Here is a 19,627-nt window from a genome sequence, read left to right as displayed (position 1 = left end):
TTTTATTTAAAAAATTGAAAAAATAAGAATGAATAAGAAAAACTGCCCCAAAGAGCAGTTGGAGGCTTTAAAGAGTGTTAGGGTTGTTAGGGGGAAGCAAGAAAGAGAAATAAATAAAGTCTAGGAGTAGATGGAAGACAAGACTCTACGCGCCTCTTCTCTGTCGTCGAAATGTATTTTTTCTGTGCCCAGGATTTGATAGTCCTCATGCCCTTTGCCGGCAATTATGACACCATCCCCAGGTTGAGCCATCCTGATTGCCAATTCAATGGCTTTGGCACGCTCGCTCTCTACGATGGGCTTGACAGTGTCGGGAATGCCCTGTAAGATGTCTCGGATAATCTGATGGGGATTCTCTGTGCGGGGATTATCAGAGGTTACCACCACCACATCTGCCAAACGTGCCGCTATTTCCCCCATCACCGGTCGTTTAGTACGATCCCTATCCCCCCCACAACCAAACACACAAATCATCCTGCCACTAATGAAGGGCCGCGCCGCCTTGAGTAAATTTTCCAAACTGTCTGGAGTATGAGCATAGTCTACTATAACACTGATTGGCTGATTTGGACTCACTTGTACCCTTTCCATCCTCCCTGGTACTCCCTGGAATTGGGGCAAATATTCTCTGATAGTTTCCAGTCCATAACCTAGATGTAACATGGTAGCAACACTCGCCAGCAAATTGGATATGTTAAATTGTCCTACTAGAGGTGACACAAATTCTGTTTCCCCTTTTGGAGTGCGCAACAAACCAGTAACTCCATTTGCCAGGTAGGTGAGATTAGTGGTATAAAAATCTGCCTTGCTATTGTTGACGCTATAAGTCCAAACCTGGGCTGGATTTAGGGAGGAGATTAATCTTTGTCCGTAGGCATCATCATAGTTGATAATTGCCCTTCCCCTCAGGTACTCTGGAGAAAACAGTAAGGCCTTAGCTTGGAAATAGTCTTCCATATCCTTATGAAAATCTAGATGGTCTTGGGTTAGATTAGTAAACACTGCCACATCAAACTGACATCCCCTGACTCTTTTTTGAGCTAGGGCATGGGAACTAACTTCCATCACTACATACTCACTACCAGCCTTTAGAGCTTGTGCCAGTTGTGCTTGCAAATCTGGGGCAAAAGGGGTGGTGTGGGTGGCAGTTTTCTGATAACCCGGCCAACGGGCATATAATGTGCCTAACAAGGCTGTGGGCAAACCCACTTTTTGCAAGAAAAATTCTATCAGGTGGGTGGTAGTAGTTTTGCCATTGGTACCAGTCACCCCTATCATCTTCAATTTCATGCCGGGATAACCATAAAATCTGGCGGCTATATCGGCACAAACCGTGGGTATGTCTTCGGCCACAATCACACAGTCATCCTCGGTGGGGGGGATTTTTTCAGCCACACTCTCCCCGATTATACAGGCCATCGCCCCCTGTGCCATAGCACTTTGCCAAAACTCCCCCCCGTCTACCCTCAACCCCGGCATGCCAATAAACAAGTCTCCTTGGCTACAGGTGTGGGAGTTAGTGGAAATACCCCTCACCTCCTCTTCCAAATGGGGATGGGAAGGCAGACGACGAATCTGTGGTAGATTTTCTATTAGTTCCCGTAGCTTCATTTGCTCCTCCTCACATGCTAATAATTCTTCAGGTTTCTTGGTATTGTGCCAAAATTTTTGTCAACTGGCCAACAGAAATTCTCGGGGAAACACGGGGGATTAATTTTGCTCCCCCTTTGGTTTCCACGTACAATACCGGTATTTCATACTGATATTTCTCCCACCATTCACTGTTAGTATTTATGTCTCTTACTTCCAGGTCTATTTTTATTTCTGTAATTGCCCTTATTTTCTCCTCTAAACCCTCACATAGATGACAACCTGGTTTGCTATAAAGTATCAGCTTCATGTATTTTTGATATGGCAAAATTTTGGGTTTTATTGTAACACATCCTGTCTAATAGTACCTAGGAATTATGGGTAAAAAAATCCTAGCAGTGGGAGAGGCTTTGTTTGACATTTTGCCCAGTGGAGAAGCGTTGGGGGGAGCACCTCTTAATTTTGCCATTCACTGTGCCCAGTTGGGTGCTGATGTTACATTGCTGACAAGGGTAGGGAAAGACGATTTAGGGAGACGAATAGAGGCATGTTTGAGACAAAGAGGGGTAGACACAAAATACCTTCAGTGGGATGATAATAGGCCGACTGGAAGGGTGATGGTAAATATTTTAGACAACAAAGAGGTGGAATACGAGATAGTAGAAGACGTTGCTTGGGATTATTTAAACTTAGAGAATGAGTTGATAAATGAACTAGACAATTACCAATGCCTGTATTTTGGAACCTTGGCTCAGAGAAGTCAGAAAAGTAGGGAAACTATCCAGGAAATTGTGAGAAATTTTAAGGGCAAAATATTCCTGGATTTGAACTTAAGAAAACCGGAGCTTGACCATAAGATAATTAGAGAGAGTATTGAAAGAACCAACATCCTAAAACTAAACCTAGAAGAAGCCAGGTATTTGCAACAACACTGCGGGTTTAGTGAAAATATATCTCAGTGGCTAGGAGAATATGATTTAGATGTTATTATCCTAACCCAGGGAGAGAGGGGGACAAAATGGATAGACGAAAAACAAGAGATAGTGGCAGAGGTGCCCCAATTTACCCCCCAAGAGGAAGCTGACTGTGTAGGCGCGGGAGACGGGGTAGCAGCGGCAGTAGTAGTGGGTTATTTGCGAGGAATGCCACCATCAGAAATAGTTCGTAAGGCTAATGAGATAGGCGCCTATATTGCCAGCGAAAAAGGCGCAACACCAACTCTGCCCCTTTCCCTTAAAAACCAGTGGCTGGGGGGTAATAGAGACGAAAACTGTTGAAAAACTTGCCTAATTGTCCCCTATCCCTTATTATCAAACAATAGCTTTAATATTTTCTTAATATTTCCCTATTACGAAGGGAAAAAGCCAAGGGGAGGATTTGGCCAAATGTCAAGTGGAATTGAAATTTCCTAACGGCCAAAAGGTATCAGTGTTATCATCAAATTGCAACTATTTTTACAGTTTATTGGGTGACCTATTTATGACTGAAGGGACCGTAGCACCAGTAGTACTAGTAATCTTAGATGGCTGGGGATACCGCCCAGAAAAGGAGGGTAATGCCATCGCCCTGGCAAACACCCCAGTAATGGATAGTTTGTTAGAAGTATATCCAAATACACTGATTCACGCGTCAGGAAAGGCGGTGGGATTGCCAAAGGGACAGATGGGCAATTCAGAGGTGGGGCATTTGAACATAGGTGCGGGGAGGGTTGTGCCACAGGAATTGGTTAGGATTTCCGACGCTGTGGAGGATGGTAGCTTTTTCAAAAATCCGGCATTGGTAGAAATCTGTCAGAAGGTGGCTCAAAGTGGCGGAAAACTACACCTAATGGGATTATGTTCTGACGGTGGTGTTCACTCTCATATTGAGCACCTGTTCGCCCTACTGGATTTGGCTAAATTGCAGGGTATTAGAGAAGTCTGTGTCCATGTCATCACCGATGGGAGAGACACTAACACCACTGAGGGAGTGAATTACGTAAAAGCTATACAAGAACACATAGAAAAAATAGGGGTTGGGAAAATAGTTACTATCTGTGGTCGTTATTATGCCATGGATAGGGACTGTCGTTGGCAGCGCACTCAGAAAGCTTATGAACTTTATACCATAGATGGTCCGGGCTGTGGCAAAACGGCAGTAGAGGTGTTGCAAGAGTCTTATGGGAGGGGTGTTACCGATGAATTCATTGAGCCTACTAGAATAGCCAGTGGGGCTGTTACCGCCGGGGATGGCATAATATTCTTCAATTTCCGGCCAGACAGAGCTAGACAACTGTGTTACGCCTTTACCATGCCGGATTTTGATGGGTTTGAGCGGCAGTTGATACAACCTTTGCACTTTGTCACCTTTACCCAGTATGATCCCCTTTTACCTGTTAAAGTAGCCTTTGAGCCTCAGAGTTTGAAAAACATTCTAGGGGAGGTAGTAGCCAATGCTGGTTTAAGACAATTCCGCACTGCCGAGACGGAAAAATACCCTCATGTGACTTATTTCCTCAATGGAGGCTTAGAGGAGCCCTTTCCGGGGGAAGATAGACACTTGGTACCTAGTCCCAGGGTAGCCACCTATGACCTAAAACCGGAGATGTCTGCGGTAGAGGTGACAGAGGTAGCCTGTGAGGCCATTAGGAAGGGAATATACTCCCTGGTAGTGATCAACTATGCCAATCCGGATATGGTGGGGCACACGGGCAACCTGGAAGCCACCATCAAGGCCATCGAAACGGTAGATACCTGTTTGGGCAAATTGATCAAAACCGTAAATGGCATGGGTGGCACCCTAATTATAACAGCCGACCATGGCAATGCGGAGTACATGATTGACGAAGATGGGAACCCCTGGACTGCCCATACCACTAACATGGTGCCCCTGATTCTCATCGAAGGGGAGAAACGAAAAATACCTGGACACGGTGGCCATGTAAAGCTAAGAGAAAACGGGAAACTGGCAGATATTGCCCCCACCATCCTGCAAATTTTACAACTGCCACAACCGGAGGAAATGACGGGTGTGTCTCTAATCGAACAACCCCCCTATGAAGTAAAAGTGAGTCGCACGCCTATTACTATACCTTTCTAACCCAAGGGCAATTCAGGGCAACCATGTATGATACCCCCCGTGGGGGGGGTTAAGGCACAAAAAAAAGGGGGTGCTACCCCCCGTTACGACTAGCTTACAGAGTATTATTAGTAGTCGAAGTCACCACCACCGGCGCCGGCTGGGGCGGCTGGTTTTTCTTTTTCGGGCTTGTCAACGACGATACACTCGGTGGTGAGCACCATGCCGGCAATAGAGGCAGCGTTTTGTACGGCAGAGCGAGTTACCTTAGCCGGGTCAACGATACCAGCGTCGAACATGTTGACAAATTCACCCTTGGCGGCATCGTAACCCACATCGAATTCTTTTTCTTTGACTCTTTCAGCGATGATGGCACCGTTTTGACCGGCGTTTTCAGCAATCCGTTTCAAGGGGGCGCTGAGGGCACGGGCTACAATCATAGCACCGGTCAACTCTTCGCCCTGTAGGTTTTCCTGAGCCCATTTTTCTAGTTGAGGGGCGATGTGGGCCAGGGTAGTACCACCACCGGGTACAATACCTTCTTCTACGGCAGCCTTAGTGGCGTTGATAGCGTCTTCGAGGCGGAGTTTGCGATCTTTCATTTCAGTTTCAGTAGCCGCCCCTACTTTGATCACCGCTACCCCACCACTGAGTTTAGCCAGACGCTCTTGTAATTTTTCTTTATCGTAGCTGGAGTCGGTTTCTTCGATTTGACGACGAATTTGTTCGCAACGAGCCTTAACAGCTTTTTCGTTACCATCAGCTACGATTGTAGTGTGATCTTTAGTTACGGTGACGCGACGGGCCTTACCCAGTTGCTCGATGGTGGTGTTTTCTAACTTGAAGCCGGCATCTTCGCTAATCATTTGCCCACCGGTGAGGATAGCAATGTCCTCTAGCATGGCCTTACGACGGTCGCCGAAACCGGGGGCCTTCACAGCGGCCACATTCAGCACTCCACGGAGACGGTTGACTACCAGAGTGGCAAGAGCTTCTTTTTCAATGTCTTCGGCTACGATGAGTAAGGGCTTGCCTTGACGGGCTACTTGTTCGAGGATGGGTACTAAATCTTGGACTAGGGTGATCTTCTTGTCAGTAACCAGTACGTAGGGCTCTTCTAATATACACTCCATGCGTTCGGTGTCGGTTACGAAGTAGGGGGAGATGTAACCCTTATCGAAACGCATCCCCTCAGTGATTTCCAGCTCAGTTTCCATGGACTTGCCTTCTTCTAGGGAAATAACCCCTTCACGGCCCACTTTGTCCATGGCTTTGGCGATCATTTCGCCTACTTCCGGATCGTTACCGGCAGAGATGGAGGCTACCTGAGCGATGGCCTTGCTGTCTTCTACCTTTCTTGCGTGTTTGGCGATTTGTTCTACTACGAATTCGGTAGCCTTTTCAATACCACGCTTGAGGGCTATGGGGTTGGCACCGGCCGCCACGTTGCGCAACCCTTCTTTTACCATGGCATGGGCTAACACTGTAGCGGTTGTTGTACCATCACCAGCTACATCGTTGGTCTTGGAGGCAGCCTGACGGATGAGAGATACACCGGTATTCTCAATGTGATCTTCTAATTCTATTTCCTTAGCAATGGTAACACCGTCGTTTACAATTTGAGGAGCGCCAAATTTCTTCTCCAATACCACATTGCGTCCTTTTGGCCCCAGAGTCACCGCTACAGCTTCGGCCAAAATGTCAATACCCCTTTCTAGTGCGCGACGAGCTTCTTCGTTGTAGATGATGGTTTTTGCCATAGTTATCCCTCTTTTCCCTCTCTACTACTAACTAAACTGACAACAAACGGAAACCAGCAATACAAAGTTTAGATAATTAACTACAAGGTCTCTAGGTAGAAATTACTTATTAATTAATTAAGACAGGACAGCGAGGATGTCTTTTTCGGAGAGAATGACGTAATCTTCGCCACCGAGTTTAACGTCAGTACCAGCGTATTTGGAGTAGAGGACCTTATCCCCTACCTTAACCTCTACGGGGATTCTTTCGCCTTTGTCATTGAGTCTGCCTTCCCCTACGCTAATCACTTCCCCTACTTGGGGTTTTTCCTTGGCGGTGTCTGGCAGGTAGATGCCACCAGCACTTTTTTCTTCTGCTTGGGCTACTTTTACGAATACACGATCGCCCAAAGGCTTAACGGTGGATACGTTAATAGTTACCGCTGCCATAGACTCCTTTCTCCAATCTTCCTTGCTACTTGGTTTACCCTCGGTGGGCGCCTCTTGTTTTTGCTTTTTTAGCGCTCTCACCTTCCGAGTGCTAATTTAGCGAAAATTGGATGGAAGTAGCAACGGGTTGTCTTGTACGGGTTACCGAACGATTTTTTCGGCATACACCGACTAGAGGCTAGAGAAATACGAAAGACAATGGTTTGCCAAAATGTAGACCACCATCATGGCGGCGGCCGCCAATGCCACTAATGTCCCCGCCAGCATTAGGGAAAACTCCCGGCGGTCAAAGGCTTGTTGCATCAGATGCAATGACCAGGCTACCAATGCCACGTCCAAAATGAGAATCGGTATTAACATTTTTTAAGAATATGAGTTTTAGTCTATTCTAATATACCTTTGGTAGTGGAAAAATAAAATTACAGTTAAAGTCTCACGGTAACGCCCCTTTGACTCAGGTATTCTTTGATTTGGGGGATAGTCAACTGGCCATAATGTAGTAGAGAAGCCAATAAAGCCGCCTCCGCTTTCCCCTCCGTCAAAGCCTGGTATATATGTTCACAGTTACCGGCGCCGCCAGAGGCAATAACTGGAATTTCCACTCTTTCCGCTATAGCCCTAGTCAGTTCTAAATCATATCCCGCCTGGGTGCCGTCCGCATCCATGCTAGTTACCAACAATTCCCCTGCACCCCTTTTGGCTACCTCTTCCGCCCAAGAAACTGCATCTATTCCTGTATTCTCCCTGCCTCCCCGGATATACACGTCCCACCCCGGGTTTTCTGGATCTTTTCTTCTCCTCGCATCTATTGCTACCACTATACACTGACTGCCAAAACGATCGCTTGCCCTATTAATAAAATCTGGATCCTTTACTGCTGTTGAGTTTACACTAATTTTGTCTGCTCCTGCTCTTAACAAATTTTTAACATTCTCTAAGGTTCTGATGCCCCCCCCCACTGTCAGGGGTATAAACACCTGTTCCGCGGTACGATAGACTACATCGATGATGGTGTCTCTATCCTCGTGAGTAGCGGTAATATCCAAAAACACCAACTCATCAGCCCCCGCATCATTATACAGTCTAGCCAGTTCCACTGGATCCCCTGCATCTTTCAGATTCACAAAATTTACCCCTTTAACCACTCTACCGGCATTGACATCCAAACAAGGCAATATTCTCTTGGCTAACATCTATTACCCTCCTTTTAATCAGACATCACGATTTTACCCACAAATAAACAGACTGACAATTCCTACGACAACATTTACCCCCAGAAAAAATCTTGATCTTTGCACATTTTTGTAGTAGAATTACTCCCGTAAAATTATTCCTTATTGTTATTCCAATCTTTTCTTCTCCCCATTTTAATTACCCTTTTTACTGAACACGAACCTGACATTACTGTCCCCTAAAAAATATGGCAAGATCAGGCTACACTTTACCAGTTTTTGCTACTGCTTCTGCAGTGGCTGCCCTGAGGATTCTACAGAAAGAGATAGCTGAAAAGGAAGTGGAAATAGACTTGTTAAACCCTCCAGAAAGGGTTATAATTCCAGTTGAGCAAGTAGCAAGAATTGGTGACAATCAAGCCCTAGCAATTACTCGCTCAGACCCAGGGGATAACCTGGATTTGACTAGGAATACCCCCGTTTGGGCCTTGGTAACCCTTGTCCCAAATTCAGAGAAAAAAATTCTCATTCAAGGGGGGGAAGGGGTGGGGAGAATCATTGCCTGTAACAACAAACCGGCCATCTACAGCTATGCAAAAAATTTGTTAGAAATCAATCTGTTAGCTTACCTAGAAGACAATGCCCAAGTGGAAGTTAAAATTATTCTGCCTGAGGGTAAAAAACTAGCTGAAAGGACTTCTAATGCTGCTTTTGGTGTGGTAGAAGGTTTATCTTTACTTGGCACTAGTGGTATTTCTCAACCCCTGAGTTCCCCCGAACAATTAGAATTGTATTTAGAGGAGTTAACCAGTAAGAGCAAAAATTTTGAACATCTAGTTTTCTGTATTGGCGAAAATGGTTTAGATTTAGCCGCAAAAATTGGCTTCAACCCTGCACAACTAGTAAAAACCGCTAACTGGTTGGGGCCAATGTTAGTAAAAGCCGGGGAATTAGGGTTAAAATCTATTCTCCTATTTGGCTATCATGGCAAACTTATAAAATTAGCCGGCAATGTGTTCCAAACCCATCATTTTGTTGCAGATGCTAGACTGGAAATTCTAACATCCCTTGCCTGTTTTGTGGGAGTGCCTCAGGAGGTTTGTAGACAAATATTTATAGCGGAAACTGTAGAATCTGGTTTAGCGATTCTCCGTAATTTCGATGCCATAAATGGCACTAAATATCAGGACACGGTTTATCATCTCATGGCTAACAGAATAGAGGAAAACAGTCGTAATTACATTAAAAAGCACATAGATATTTCGGTCTATGTGGGTGCGATTCTTTTCGCCAGAAACCGGGAAATTATTGTCAAGGGTGAAACGGCTGAATCCATCTTGTCTTACTATCTTTAGTCAGAAAAACAACAACCGTTTTCGGCATAAAGTACCATTTTTTAGTTATTTTAACTCCTTCCCTTCCCATGACAGTCCCTCCCCATGACAGTGAGTTGTAACTAGGCCTGGAAAATTACAAAAAATATAACTTCGGATTACGCCTGGGCATTTCTTAGGCTAATTAAATTCCCAATTTGGGGTAAATATTTATTTCAATTTCCTGTATATCAATGTTGGCTTTTTATTCTAAATTTGAACCCAAAGCGGGGATATAATTTGCACTGTATTTGGCGTTAAAACAAACAGATAAACCTCTATGTTATTGGCGGATCATATTTTTTAATCATTCCAGACTCCACCCCTAAAAGCAGGCGCAGTGACAGAAATATATAACCTCGTTTAGTTGCCATAAATTGTGCCTAAAAAAACAAGCATATCCGTATTTGTATATTTCAAATAATTCCCACTGGGTATTTATCCTAAAGTCTCTACAACAACAGACAGTTATGTCACCCTCCAGTGACTTTGAATTCTACCCAACAACAGGCAAAAAACATACTTGAACCCGTATCATTGGTTTAAGTTATGCCCAAAGAGGATAAACATAATACCCTATTATTCTAGGCAACACCAAACAACAAATATACCCTTCTGGGGTAAGTCCAAATTGTACCAAAATTAACCAAGATTACCCTCCAAACCTGTGTTATAATTCCATGGCACCCCCAATTTTTGCAATACAAAGAATATTTACTTTCCTATACACCTACTATTCTGAATACGAACGGAATATGTTTTGTATTTTAACGGCAGTAACTCCTAAAAAATATTGAAAACACCGAAATGCCAGGCCCATAATATGATGGTATTATTATCAGAATTTGCATATTATCAAAAACCCAACATAATGCTTTAACATTTTTAACATTTGCGGCGCAAAATACACCTGTCAATTCTGTTGCCCTATTTTGGGAATCCATTTTTTATGTCTGCTTGTTTCAACAAATTGCGTATTCTGATATGTGAGATGTAATTGCCTTCATTTCTGGTAAAAAAAACTAACGAATACATATGTGTATATCCTTTGCCAATTAATATTAAACCCAAAAAAATATCCCCCCGTCTAGCTATTCCGAATTACACCCAAAGGCCAACGAGCCCACTCCCCCATGTTAGGTTTACATCATACCAAAAACAAACAAATTTTCCTCTGTGGACTTTTCCTAAAGGCTACCTAACAAAAGGCAAACATCTTTTTGTCCAGTCATTATGAAACACTATGCCTGGCAACAAGTAGACGGTTGGGTCATAATGGGACAACAATGTCTTTTGTGATAATATGGTTAATTAGGCAAGAACAAAAAGAATCGACAACAGAAATAGGATAACCAAAATAAATGGCAACAGGAATGGCAAACAATCAACACCATCCGCTGACAAACTTGGAAGTTGGGAAGGCTGCAATAGTCTGTCAAATCTTAACAGGAATCCATGGTAAAGCCTTGACAAATCGTCTCAAATCCCTCGGATTGGTAAGTGGGAAAAAAGTGAAAATCCTCCGCAAACTGTGGTGGGGGAAAACTCTCCATGTAAAAGTAGGTGCTACCACTACAATTGCCCTTAGAGACGAGGAGGCGAAATTAATTATAGTCAAACCAACTTCTGGTCAATGATTAATTTTAGTATACATATAGTGGGGAAAATCTTCTATAAACTATAAACTGTCTTTTTCATCAGCCATTCTTTGGCAGCATTCACATAAGCCGAAAAACTCTAGGCTATGGTAGTAAATACGAAAATTGTTTGGCACTAGTGATTTATAAACTGCCTCGTTGATGGGGCAATTATTGTCAGGAAGTAGTACGGATTTGCCACAGTTAATACAGTTAAAATGATGTTGATGGCTATGATTAATTAGCTGGTATAAAGACTCGCCGTCTACAGTGATTCTCTCCTTTACCAAACCCCGTAGAAGGAAAAATTTAAGGTGGCGATAGACGGTAGCCAAGCCAGTAGAAGAGCCATTTTTGCGTAGAATATGATAAATTTCTTGTGCACTAATCTCCCCCTCGACGCTTTTTAACACATCTAGGATTTTCTGTTGACTTTTAGTAAGTTTGCCAGTCATACTTTCCTGATTTAATTTACAGTGGTGGTGTATCCTAATTGTCGCAAGGATTCAAATAAAACTACAGAAACACTCACAGACAAATTAAGACTGCGAACAAATGGATTTCTCATCTTAATATAACAAGTAAGATCACAGGCATCTAAAATTTTCTGGGGCAAGCCGTCAGTCTCACTCCCGAAGAGTAACCAATCATCATCTCGGTATTGACAGTCAAGATAATTAGTCTTACCCCTGACACTCAAACCAATAAGCCTTCCCCCCTTTTCCTTGGCATGTTGCAAAAAATAGTCTTCACTGGGATGATAGGTTAGTCTAACATAGGGCCAATAGTCCAATCCAGCCCTTTTTAAATACCTATCGCCGATTTCAAAACCCAAAGGTGCCACTAAATGCAACTCCACATCCATGGCGGCACAACTGCGGGCAATATTGCCAGTATTAGGGGGAATTTGTGGATGCACTAGAACTATTCTTGGCATAGCATAGGGGTAGACTCACACCCAAATCCGCCATCTACAGGGGGATTATAGTGGGATTATAGTGAATAGTTGCCCTAGATACACCAAATTCAACAGTAAGGATTCTACCACACTGGGTCACCATAGAGGTATATGGTTAACTCCTCACTATCAACGGGGATAGCACTAATACAAGCACAAATGGGTGTACCATCCTCTAATTCTACCTCACAGGCATGACATGAACCCATCAAACAACCTGTAGGAATAAAAATACCAGCTCGTTTAGCTACTGCCAATATAGATTCTCCACTTTCCGCCGACACCGTCACATTATCCGGTTGAAACGTTACCCTTACACTCATAAAACACCTAGACAATCTTCTCTTTTTCCCATCCTAACACCACTGTTTTTAGGTTGCCTCTGTGTATTTTTGTAAATGTATTTCTTACAATCTAAATCATATGACAAGGCCTGTTGCAGTAGGGGTAGGATAAAGGGGTTAGAAGTGATAGCAGCTATTATACACCAAAGACCAGAATTGAGTGAGTGTACTGCCTACTAGAGAAACTACTATGAATTTCCCGAGCCGAAGTCTATTTTTGCCTACAATAGAGACTGGGAATCAGCCAATGAATTTATGCCACTTGCGATTGTGGGAAAAATACTCCGATATTAGTTGCTGTCATAGCCTATGTTTGGAATTTTGACACATGTTTGCCCAAAAACTAAAGACGGCACTTCTTCTTATAGAAAATATTTACAGTGCCATCCCAGGGGAAAATTCTTCCCGGGAAAAATTAAAAAGATTGGCGGTGTTGATACTGGAAGAAAGGGGGGGTAATTATCCCACCAGTTGTAAAATAAAAAAGGTAGAAAAATTTGAAGTCATCACCATGCCGCATTTAAGGCCAAGGAGATGGGGCTTTCTTTGTGGGTAAGGGGTAAAAGGAAATTTTCAACCCTCAACCGGTAAGCAGCAATTATAAGCCGGAAATAGCTCCGGAAAACAATGTTATTAAAACCGAATTTATCGCCGGTTAAAAAAAGATAATATCCCAGATAATAGCCCCGTTGGAAAATTTGGCTAAATTAGAGGGAAATAAACCCCAAAGACCCCACCTACTGGCTGTCTTTAAAAACCTAGATTAATCCAGTGTATCTCACACTTTGGACACCACTGTAATGGGAGATAATGAATTCAAAAATAGAGTTGACTGGGCAATAACACAAATACAATCAAGACTCCCCCGCCAAATATAATGGAAGAAGTCGAACTAGACAAAGGAGACAGAGAGTGAGATTTTTAACAGAAGCTAAATTAATAGGGATAATGGGGAGCTGGAAAAAATAGGATTTCCCTGATAAAAATTAACTAGTTGGGCTCGAATTTGTTACCATAAAAGTAACACTTTTAGAGAAGAAAAACATGCCGCCCCGTTGGCCAAGAAAACCAGACAGGAAAAACGATCCAGCCTACCGGAAATTAGATGATAGGATGAATTTTGCTGTCCATACCGCACTGTTTTTGGCAGTTAACTCGGGGGTGTGGTTTTTCCATAATCTTAACCACCCCGAATGGGCATGGACAACCCCCTTTACCCTCGGCTGGAGTGTTATTCTGGGACTACACTTGTTGTATATAGGTTTCCTGGCAGACTACTCCCATTAGCGACGCCCATTGCCGGGCAAGGCAATTCCCTCGACGGCTTGACGGTAGGGCTCAACCGCTTCTGTGTAATCTATAGGGAGTACGGCACAAACATTTTCATGGGGGCGAGGAATGATAACCCAGGATTCTAAAATAGCGCCTTCGGTGCGTTTAACAGCCTCAATCCCCGCCTCCACCGCCCTTTTCACCTCGGAGACGTCACCACGAATGTTAACGGTAAAACGGGCACTGCCGGCACGAATGTATCCCACCAGGGTGACTCTCCCTGCCTTTACCATGGCATCGGCGGCGGCTAAAACACCAGGAAACCCCCTGGTTTCAATGGAGCCCACTGCGGCTTGAGATGGCATACGCTCTCTTTCCTCCCTGATATAATGTTAAAACTAGATACTATAATAGGCAATATTGTCCCCATCAAAAACGATAGGGTTCCGACTTCTCCGTATATCTTATCGGTAACACGTCTACCACGTTCGGTGGGGGGTTGGGTACTATGTAGTGGCTCTGAATCACGCCGCCATAGACCTTACTGCCCGCTTCAATGCCGGCTTCCATGGCCTTTTGCACCTCGGAGACTGGCCCTCTAAAGGCAATTAGAAACTCACCTCTCTCGGCCAGCTCAAATTGTACAAGTGTAACACGAGCCGCTTTTACTACTGCGTCTGCTGCTGCTAATATGGCGGGAAACCCCACCGTTTGGATTACTCCTACTGCTTCAGGCATCGATTGTCTCTTTCTGTCTTCCCCTTAGCATATCAGCTATATTATCATTTTTTGACTGCTTTCAGGGAATACTAGTCTTTAACTCATCAATAAGGGTTTATTATTTTCCCATACTTGGCCACATTTTTTCCGTTTTACCCCGCCAAAGAAGGAGAGTTACTATTTTTGTGTTCATAGTTTCCTTTTTTCCCTATAACTAACCTTAACATTTTGGATTGATATATGATTATAAATGCAGCCTATATTCACATTCCCTTTTGTCGTCGTCGTTGTTTTTATTGTGACTTCCCCATTACTGTTTTGGGAGAAAATGGGGCAAATGTTTATATATCTCTTCAGGAAGAGTATGTTGATTTTCTGTGCCGAGAAATTAGGGCTACTCCTAAAAAGACATCTTCTCTAGCCACAGTATTCTTCGGGGGAGGTACACCTTCATTGCTTTACTTGGAGGGTTTGGCCAAAGTATTAGACGCACTGTCGCAACATCTTGGAATTAGTAAAGATGCGGAAGTTTCTATAGAAATAGATCCAGCTACCTTCGATTTAAATAAGCTGAAAAAATATAAATCCCTAGGAGTAAATAGGATTACCTTGGGGATACAGGCATTTCAAGACAATTTATTACAGAGTATCGGCAGAAGCCACCGCCTAAAAGACATTCAACAGGCAATAGATGATATTTATCAGGCTGATTTTGACAACTGGGGTTTGGATTTGATTTCCGGCTTGCCTTACCAAACCCTCGACGATTGGCAACAGTCTCTGGCAAAGGCTGTTGAATTACAGCCCAAACACATATCTTGTTACGATTTAGTACTAGAACCTACAACAGTATTTGGAAAAAAATACCAGGCGGGGAAAAAACCACTGCCTACAGAAGAAAACACGGCAGAGATGTATTGTATGGCGGTAGCTACGTTAGAAGCAGCAGGGTATCATCACTATGAGATTTCTAATTATGCTAAACCAGGCTATGAATGTCGACACAATCAGGTTTATTGGTTGAATCAACCCTATTATGGTTTTGGCATGGGGGCTGCTAGTTATACTGATAATATCCGATTTACCCGTCCTCGCACCCGTCAACAGTATTATGCTTGGGTGGTAGACTATGAGAGGAAAGGAGGCATTCTAGAAATTCCTCCCGTTTCCGAGACTGACAGGTTTTTGGAAACTTTGATGTTGGGATTAAGACTGAAAAAGGGGGTAAATTTAGCCGGATTAGAAGCTGAATACGGCCAAAATTTTGTAAAAAAACTTATCTCATCCCTCCGGGATTTCGCTCTAGAAAAACTGGTCATCTTAGACGAAAAAGAAGGCATAATCAGGCTGGCTTCTCCTCTTGGTTTTTTGTATTCCAACACTATTTTATCCAGAATATTTGCTGAATTTTTGGATGAAAGGTAAGGGTATATGTTCAGCAAAATAGCCCAGAATATACTGGCTGCATTTGATAAAATAATAATAACAATCCTAGGCTATCTTCCCAGTTTGCTGTCTGGTTTAGTAATCCTGTTGTTGACAAGATACCTGGCAGATTGGATAGAGACTTTAGTCCAGAGAATAGCAGATAGGACAGTTAAAAGCCCATCCTTGCAGATTTTATTCAGGAAAACGGCAAGTGTAGCGGTTTGGGTATTGGGGTTTATTCTGGCATTAGTTGTCGTTTTTCCAAGCTTTACGGTGGGTTATTTTTTCAGTACACTGGGAATAGGCTCAGTAGTAGTTGGATTTGCCTTTCAAGATATTTTAAAAAACTTCTTCGCCGGGATATTAATATTATCACAAGAACCATTTTCTATAGGAGATGAAATTGCCGTTGAGGGTTACCAGGGATTGGTGGAGCATATTGACATTAGAACCACAACTATTCGCACATATCAAGGGGAAAAAATTCTCATTCCCAATGCCACTCTTTTTACCAATTCGGTTTTAGTAAGGACTGGTTTTGATTACCGTCGCACAGACATAGAATTGGGGTTGGATTATAACACTGAGCTGGAAGAAATACAACAGTTACTTCTGAGGGTAGTCAAGAGTGTTGAAGGAGTGGTAGACAATCCGCCGCCAGAGGTGGATGTAGTGGGTTTTGGCGACAGTGCGGTCCGACTTGTGGTAAGATACTGGACACCACCACAACAAAAAACCGTCAGAAGAGTGCAAACCAGGGCTATTATTGCTATCAAAAAAGCCCTAGGGGGGGCATCTACCATTGTATCCCCTTCCGCCCGTGCCATTCATTTAGACCAACAGGAGTGTTAGAATTTAATCCCCCGGATTAGCAATATCCCCTTTGTCACCGGAAAAAAACTACTCTGCTCCCCGGCTTGCAAGGTATGATAAAGACTATAGGACAAGAGGAATTTCGCTGGGATGACTGACTTGTTACTTGTTATATTAGTGGTTCATTAAAATACCTGTAGACTAGAGTAGGACAAATTCTGCCCCGTAATACCCCCTGCTAACCAATTATGAGCCGTCAGATATTTGCCTGGGAAATCCCCTATTACCGGCTGAAATCCAGAGAATACTGGTGGGAATGCCTTTATGTTTTCCTCCTGTTGTTGGCAGCACTAGTTTTGTTCTGCCATAATTTAGGCAGTTTACCACTGAGAGACTGGGATGAAAGTACATTCGCGCAAGTAGCGAGGGAAATATACGAGTCTTCCTTTTCCCACTGGCAATGGTTATTTCCTACCCTTTGGCGGAAACCCTATTTGAATAAACCGCCTCTAATTCACACCCTGACGGCTATAGCCTATAGCTTTTTGGGGGTAAATGAATTTTCTAGCCGCATTGTGGGCGCCTCCTTGACGGCACTGTCAGTGCCCCTCCTCTACCTAATGGTGAGGGAATTATTTATACCCCGTTATTATGCCCTTTTTTCCGCCCTAGTCTATCTTACTACCCTACCTGTGGTAAGACATGGGCGTTTGGCGATGCTGGATGGGGCAGTATTATGTTTTGAAATACTATTTTTCCTCTGCTTGTTAAAAACGAGACGGGATTTGCGATACAGTTACGGGGTGGGTATTAGTCTAACTCTTCTTTGTTTGACTAAGGGGTGGATGATGGCCGTCTTATTGGGGGTAATAGGATTGGTGTTTATCCTGTGGGATACTCCTAGACTAGTGACTTCATTTTACTTCTGGGGTGGGGTGATTCTTGGCATTCTCCCCTCTGTCGCCTGGTATAGTGCCCAATATTTATATTATGGGGAACAGTATCTAAAAACTGCCATTCAACATCAATCCCTTAATAGGATTTTTCAGGTGGTGGAGGGAAACAGTGGGGCAGTCTGGTATTATTTGTTAGAACTGGCAAAATATTATCATCCCTGGCTTTTCCTTTCCTTTTGGGGCATAAGACAGGCCTGGTTACATCGTAACTGGAGTTGGGGAAGACTTATTATCGCAACTGTTATTCCCTTTTTGATTGCTATTTCCCTAATGCAGACTAAACTTCCATGGTATATTCTTCCCATCTATCCATTTTTAGCAATAACAACGGCGGTAGCATTGGCAGAAACTAAAAATCTTCCCTCTTCCCAACCCTATCCCCCCCTATGGAGTGGGTTTTTCTTCACCCTAACCTTGGCAACAATGGGGGGAATGGCCTATTTTATCTTAACCCAGCCGGAAGCGGAACATATTTTGGCCAATCTGATTCTATTGTCAATAACCTTCCTTGCCGTGGCCATTTTCCTACAGCGTAGGGATGAACAATTTATAGTTGTTTTATTTTGGGGCATGTTTATTTCCCTAGCAGTCTTTGTGTCATCTCCCTATTGGCTATGGGAATTAAACGAGGCTTTTGCGGTTAAACCGGTAGCAGAATTAATAAGAGAAAATGTTCCAGAAAACAAGCCAGTTTACATCAATTTTGAATATGAAAGGCCCAGTCTTAATTTTTATAGCCAAAGGCTAGTGCCCACCTTTAAATGGGAGGAAATTGAGAAACTAGCCCAAGACAGTTATCTGCTCATCCCAAGAGATAGTCTAGATAGTTTGCGGCACTCACACCCCACTGTCTACCGAAACTCCTGTGATAATGGAGCATGCCTTGAAAAGATTGGAGGTAATTTTATCTTATTGGAACCCCAAAATCAATACAAGGAAAATGAGTGGAAAATTGAGTATAATCAAGTCAAAAATAACCCCCAAGAGAAATATAAATAGGCCCGAAATAATAAGGATTGTCCTGTGGTTTATTTTCTGGGTCATAGTTTATCACACCAGCATGGCAATTAGGGCAGAATTTATATTCATACCCATGCTTCTAAATCTGCCCCTGGCTACCTTCTTCTGTTTAGGGGTAATCTTACAACTACTTTGAGTTTCGGTACTACTCTACCCCCCAGAATACGACTGGGTTGCCAAATTGTTGGGGTGGGTTTTCACTTTCATCCTCTATGGGGGATACCGCCACCTGTTCCACCCTGATTCCCCCAACTGGAAAGAAAGAATCGTCTCCAGACTTCGGGAATCTCTCTTCTGGATTTTTCCCTGGCTAATAACCATGTACACCCTGGGACATATGCTCAATTTTCTCTGAACCCCCTTGCAATCGTCCCCTTAATATGATACAATGAGTAGGTGTCGCCGATAGGGGCTATTATAAGGGCGCGTAGCTTAGTGGATTAGAGCGGCTGACTACGGATCAGCAGGTCGGGGGTTCGAGTCCCTCCGTGCCCGTGGCAGGCAACCCGGTAAATACAAGGGAGGGTTTGTCGGGTGTTCCCCATGCTCCCCCGTGTGGCAGTGGGGTGTCTTCCGAGTCTATTAAAGGGTTGGGGGTTCGACTCGCCTCCCGCTATTTTTTTCTCCCTCATCTCATTTTTTATCTTAAGAGTTTTAGCTGTCTGACGTTGTCCCCACCAAAGGGGGGCATTTTGTTCCCCCACTCGGGAGTGCCAACGGACATAATAAGACATCACTGGGGGAATGCCTCTTTGTAATGTCTCCAATCCCGGGACAGTCAGCACCCTCAGAAGCCCTATTGGGGTTTGGGGCATGGAATAGACGTTTTGTTGAGGCAGTATGGACTAGGAAGAAGAGCACCTCATAAAAAAAGTCAAAAATAAGAAACCCCACCCGGTTCCGATAAATTGGACCACCAGGGGGGCCATTCTAGTCCACGATAGCACTATAAAGGGAGTCTTGGGGGCATCTCCAGGACTATTTGAAAAAACCGTAATATTTCTTAATTTTTAGAAATAAAGAAAAGCTTTCTAGCTACATATGTATCAAGGTTTAATACAAAATTTGGACAGGGAAAAGGCAATTTTGTCCCATGGT

At 43.6% G+C, this 19,627-nt stretch carries 20 protein-coding genes and 1 tRNA gene; 10 read left to right on the top strand and 11 right to left on the bottom strand.

Features of this window, described 5'->3' with window-relative positions; translation table 11 throughout:
* Positions 1-120: 120 nt before the first annotated feature.
* A complete protein-coding gene (locus tag IGQ44_08955) occupies positions 121-1,611 on the bottom strand; it encodes a UDP-N-acetylmuramoyl-L-alanyl-D-glutamate--2,6-diaminopimelate ligase (GenBank protein ID HIK38105.1) in 1,491 nt (496 codons plus the stop codon).
* 28 nt (positions 1,612-1,639) lie between these two features.
* Complete coding sequence (locus tag IGQ44_08950) at positions 1,640-1,900, bottom strand: glutaredoxin family protein (protein ID HIK38104.1); 261 nt, start codon at positions 1,898-1,900, stop codon at positions 1,640-1,642.
* Between the two features lie 67 nt (positions 1,901-1,967).
* Here IGQ44_08950 and IGQ44_08945 point away from each other — a divergent pair, with 67 nt between their 5' ends.
* The gene (locus IGQ44_08945) at positions 1,968-2,867 is read left to right on the top strand and encodes a carbohydrate kinase (GenBank protein HIK38103.1); all 900 of its coding nucleotides are present in this window, start codon (positions 1,968-1,970) and stop codon (positions 2,865-2,867) included.
* A 202-nt stretch (positions 2,868-3,069) separates the two neighbouring features.
* Positions 3,070-4,668, top strand: coding sequence for a 2,3-bisphosphoglycerate-independent phosphoglycerate mutase (locus IGQ44_08940; GenBank protein ID HIK38102.1), 1,599 nt, complete (start codon positions 3,070-3,072; stop codon positions 4,666-4,668).
* 107 nt (positions 4,669-4,775) lie between these two features.
* Here the strand turns inward: IGQ44_08940 and groL are convergent, their stop codons facing one another.
* The 4 genes from groL to hisF all read right to left on the bottom strand — a co-directional run bounded on the left by groL (position 4,776) and on the right by hisF (position 8,029).
* Entirely contained in the window at positions 4,776-6,407 is a 1,632-nt protein-coding gene (gene groL, locus IGQ44_08935) for a chaperonin GroEL (GenBank protein HIK38101.1), read from the bottom strand.
* Between the two features lie 117 nt (positions 6,408-6,524).
* Positions 6,525-6,836, bottom strand: coding sequence for a co-chaperone GroES (gene groES, locus IGQ44_08930; GenBank protein ID HIK38100.1), 312 nt, complete (start codon positions 6,834-6,836; stop codon positions 6,525-6,527).
* A gap of 171 nt (positions 6,837-7,007) precedes the next feature.
* Positions 7,008-7,196 (bottom strand): hypothetical protein, encoded by a 189-nt coding sequence (locus IGQ44_08925; GenBank protein ID HIK38099.1) that lies wholly within the window; start codon positions 7,194-7,196, stop codon positions 7,008-7,010.
* Between the two features lie 65 nt (positions 7,197-7,261).
* Positions 7,262-8,029: an imidazole glycerol phosphate synthase subunit HisF gene (hisF, locus tag IGQ44_08920; protein ID HIK38098.1), complete on the bottom strand. Its 768-nt coding sequence runs from the start codon at positions 8,027-8,029 to the stop codon at positions 7,262-7,264.
* A 227-nt stretch (positions 8,030-8,256) separates the two neighbouring features.
* On the opposite strand from hisF, the gene IGQ44_08915 reads away from it, so the two are divergent.
* Both IGQ44_08915 and IGQ44_08910 read left to right on the top strand, forming a co-directional pair.
* Positions 8,257-9,363, top strand: coding sequence for a cobalt-precorrin-5B (C(1))-methyltransferase (locus IGQ44_08915; protein HIK38097.1), 1,107 nt, complete (start codon positions 8,257-8,259; stop codon positions 9,361-9,363).
* A gap of 1,391 nt (positions 9,364-10,754) precedes the next feature.
* The gene (locus IGQ44_08910; GenBank protein HIK38096.1) at positions 10,755-11,018 is read left to right on the top strand and encodes a ferrous iron transport protein A; all 264 of its coding nucleotides are present in this window, start codon (positions 10,755-10,757) and stop codon (positions 11,016-11,018) included.
* A gap of 41 nt (positions 11,019-11,059) precedes the next feature.
* Here the strand turns inward: IGQ44_08910 and IGQ44_08905 are convergent, their stop codons facing one another.
* From IGQ44_08905 to IGQ44_08895, 3 genes are all read right to left on the bottom strand, one after another.
* The gene (locus tag IGQ44_08905) at positions 11,060-11,473 is read right to left on the bottom strand and encodes a transcriptional repressor (protein ID HIK38095.1); all 414 of its coding nucleotides are present in this window, start codon (positions 11,471-11,473) and stop codon (positions 11,060-11,062) included.
* An 11-nt stretch (positions 11,474-11,484) separates the two neighbouring features.
* Positions 11,485-11,955, bottom strand: a complete 471-nt coding sequence (locus IGQ44_08900; GenBank protein HIK38094.1) for a tRNA (cytidine(34)-2'-O)-methyltransferase — start codon at positions 11,953-11,955, stop codon at positions 11,485-11,487.
* A 104-nt stretch (positions 11,956-12,059) separates the two neighbouring features.
* The gene (locus IGQ44_08895) at positions 12,060-12,299 is read right to left on the bottom strand and encodes a 2Fe-2S iron-sulfur cluster binding domain-containing protein (protein HIK38093.1); all 240 of its coding nucleotides are present in this window, start codon (positions 12,297-12,299) and stop codon (positions 12,060-12,062) included.
* A 349-nt stretch (positions 12,300-12,648) separates the two neighbouring features.
* On the opposite strand from IGQ44_08895, the gene IGQ44_08890 reads away from it, so the two are divergent.
* Positions 12,649-12,876: a hypothetical protein gene (locus tag IGQ44_08890; GenBank protein ID HIK38092.1), complete on the top strand. Its 228-nt coding sequence runs from the start codon at positions 12,649-12,651 to the stop codon at positions 12,874-12,876.
* A gap of 488 nt (positions 12,877-13,364) precedes the next feature.
* Positions 13,365-13,607: a 2TM domain-containing protein gene (locus IGQ44_08885; GenBank protein ID HIK38091.1), complete on the top strand. Its 243-nt coding sequence runs from the start codon at positions 13,365-13,367 to the stop codon at positions 13,605-13,607.
* Here IGQ44_08885 and IGQ44_08880 read toward each other — a convergent pair.
* Complete coding sequence (locus IGQ44_08880; GenBank protein HIK38090.1) at positions 13,604-13,957, bottom strand: carbon dioxide-concentrating mechanism protein CcmK; 354 nt, start codon at positions 13,955-13,957, stop codon at positions 13,604-13,606. The genes IGQ44_08885 and IGQ44_08880 overlap by 4 nt on opposite strands.
* Positions 13,958-14,021: 64 nt before the next feature.
* Positions 14,022-14,330, bottom strand: a complete 309-nt coding sequence (locus IGQ44_08875; GenBank protein HIK38089.1) for a BMC domain-containing protein — start codon at positions 14,328-14,330, stop codon at positions 14,022-14,024.
* A 222-nt stretch (positions 14,331-14,552) separates the two neighbouring features.
* On the opposite strand from IGQ44_08875, the gene IGQ44_08870 reads away from it, so the two are divergent.
* From IGQ44_08870 to IGQ44_08855, 4 genes are all read left to right on the top strand, one after another.
* The gene (locus IGQ44_08870) at positions 14,553-15,737 is read left to right on the top strand and encodes a coproporphyrinogen III oxidase (protein ID HIK38088.1); all 1,185 of its coding nucleotides are present in this window, start codon (positions 14,553-14,555) and stop codon (positions 15,735-15,737) included.
* 6 nt (positions 15,738-15,743) lie between these two features.
* The gene (locus IGQ44_08865; GenBank protein ID HIK38087.1) at positions 15,744-16,592 is read left to right on the top strand and encodes a mechanosensitive ion channel family protein; all 849 of its coding nucleotides are present in this window, start codon (positions 15,744-15,746) and stop codon (positions 16,590-16,592) included.
* 209 nt (positions 16,593-16,801) lie between these two features.
* Positions 16,802-18,508 (top strand): glycosyltransferase family 39 protein, encoded by a 1,707-nt coding sequence (locus tag IGQ44_08860; GenBank protein HIK38086.1) that lies wholly within the window; start codon positions 16,802-16,804, stop codon positions 18,506-18,508.
* 442 nt (positions 18,509-18,950) lie between these two features.
* Positions 18,951-19,024, top strand: a tRNA-Arg gene (locus IGQ44_08855).
* Positions 19,025-19,627: the final 603 nt, after the last annotated feature.

It is taken from the genome of Geminocystis sp. M7585_C2015_104 (assembly GCA_015295805.1).
Lineage (GTDB): Bacteria > Cyanobacteriota > Cyanobacteriia > Cyanobacteriales > Cyanobacteriaceae > DVEF01.
The sequence above is the reverse complement of the archived record's forward strand: the minus strand, read 5'-3'. Positions and strand labels throughout refer to the sequence as shown.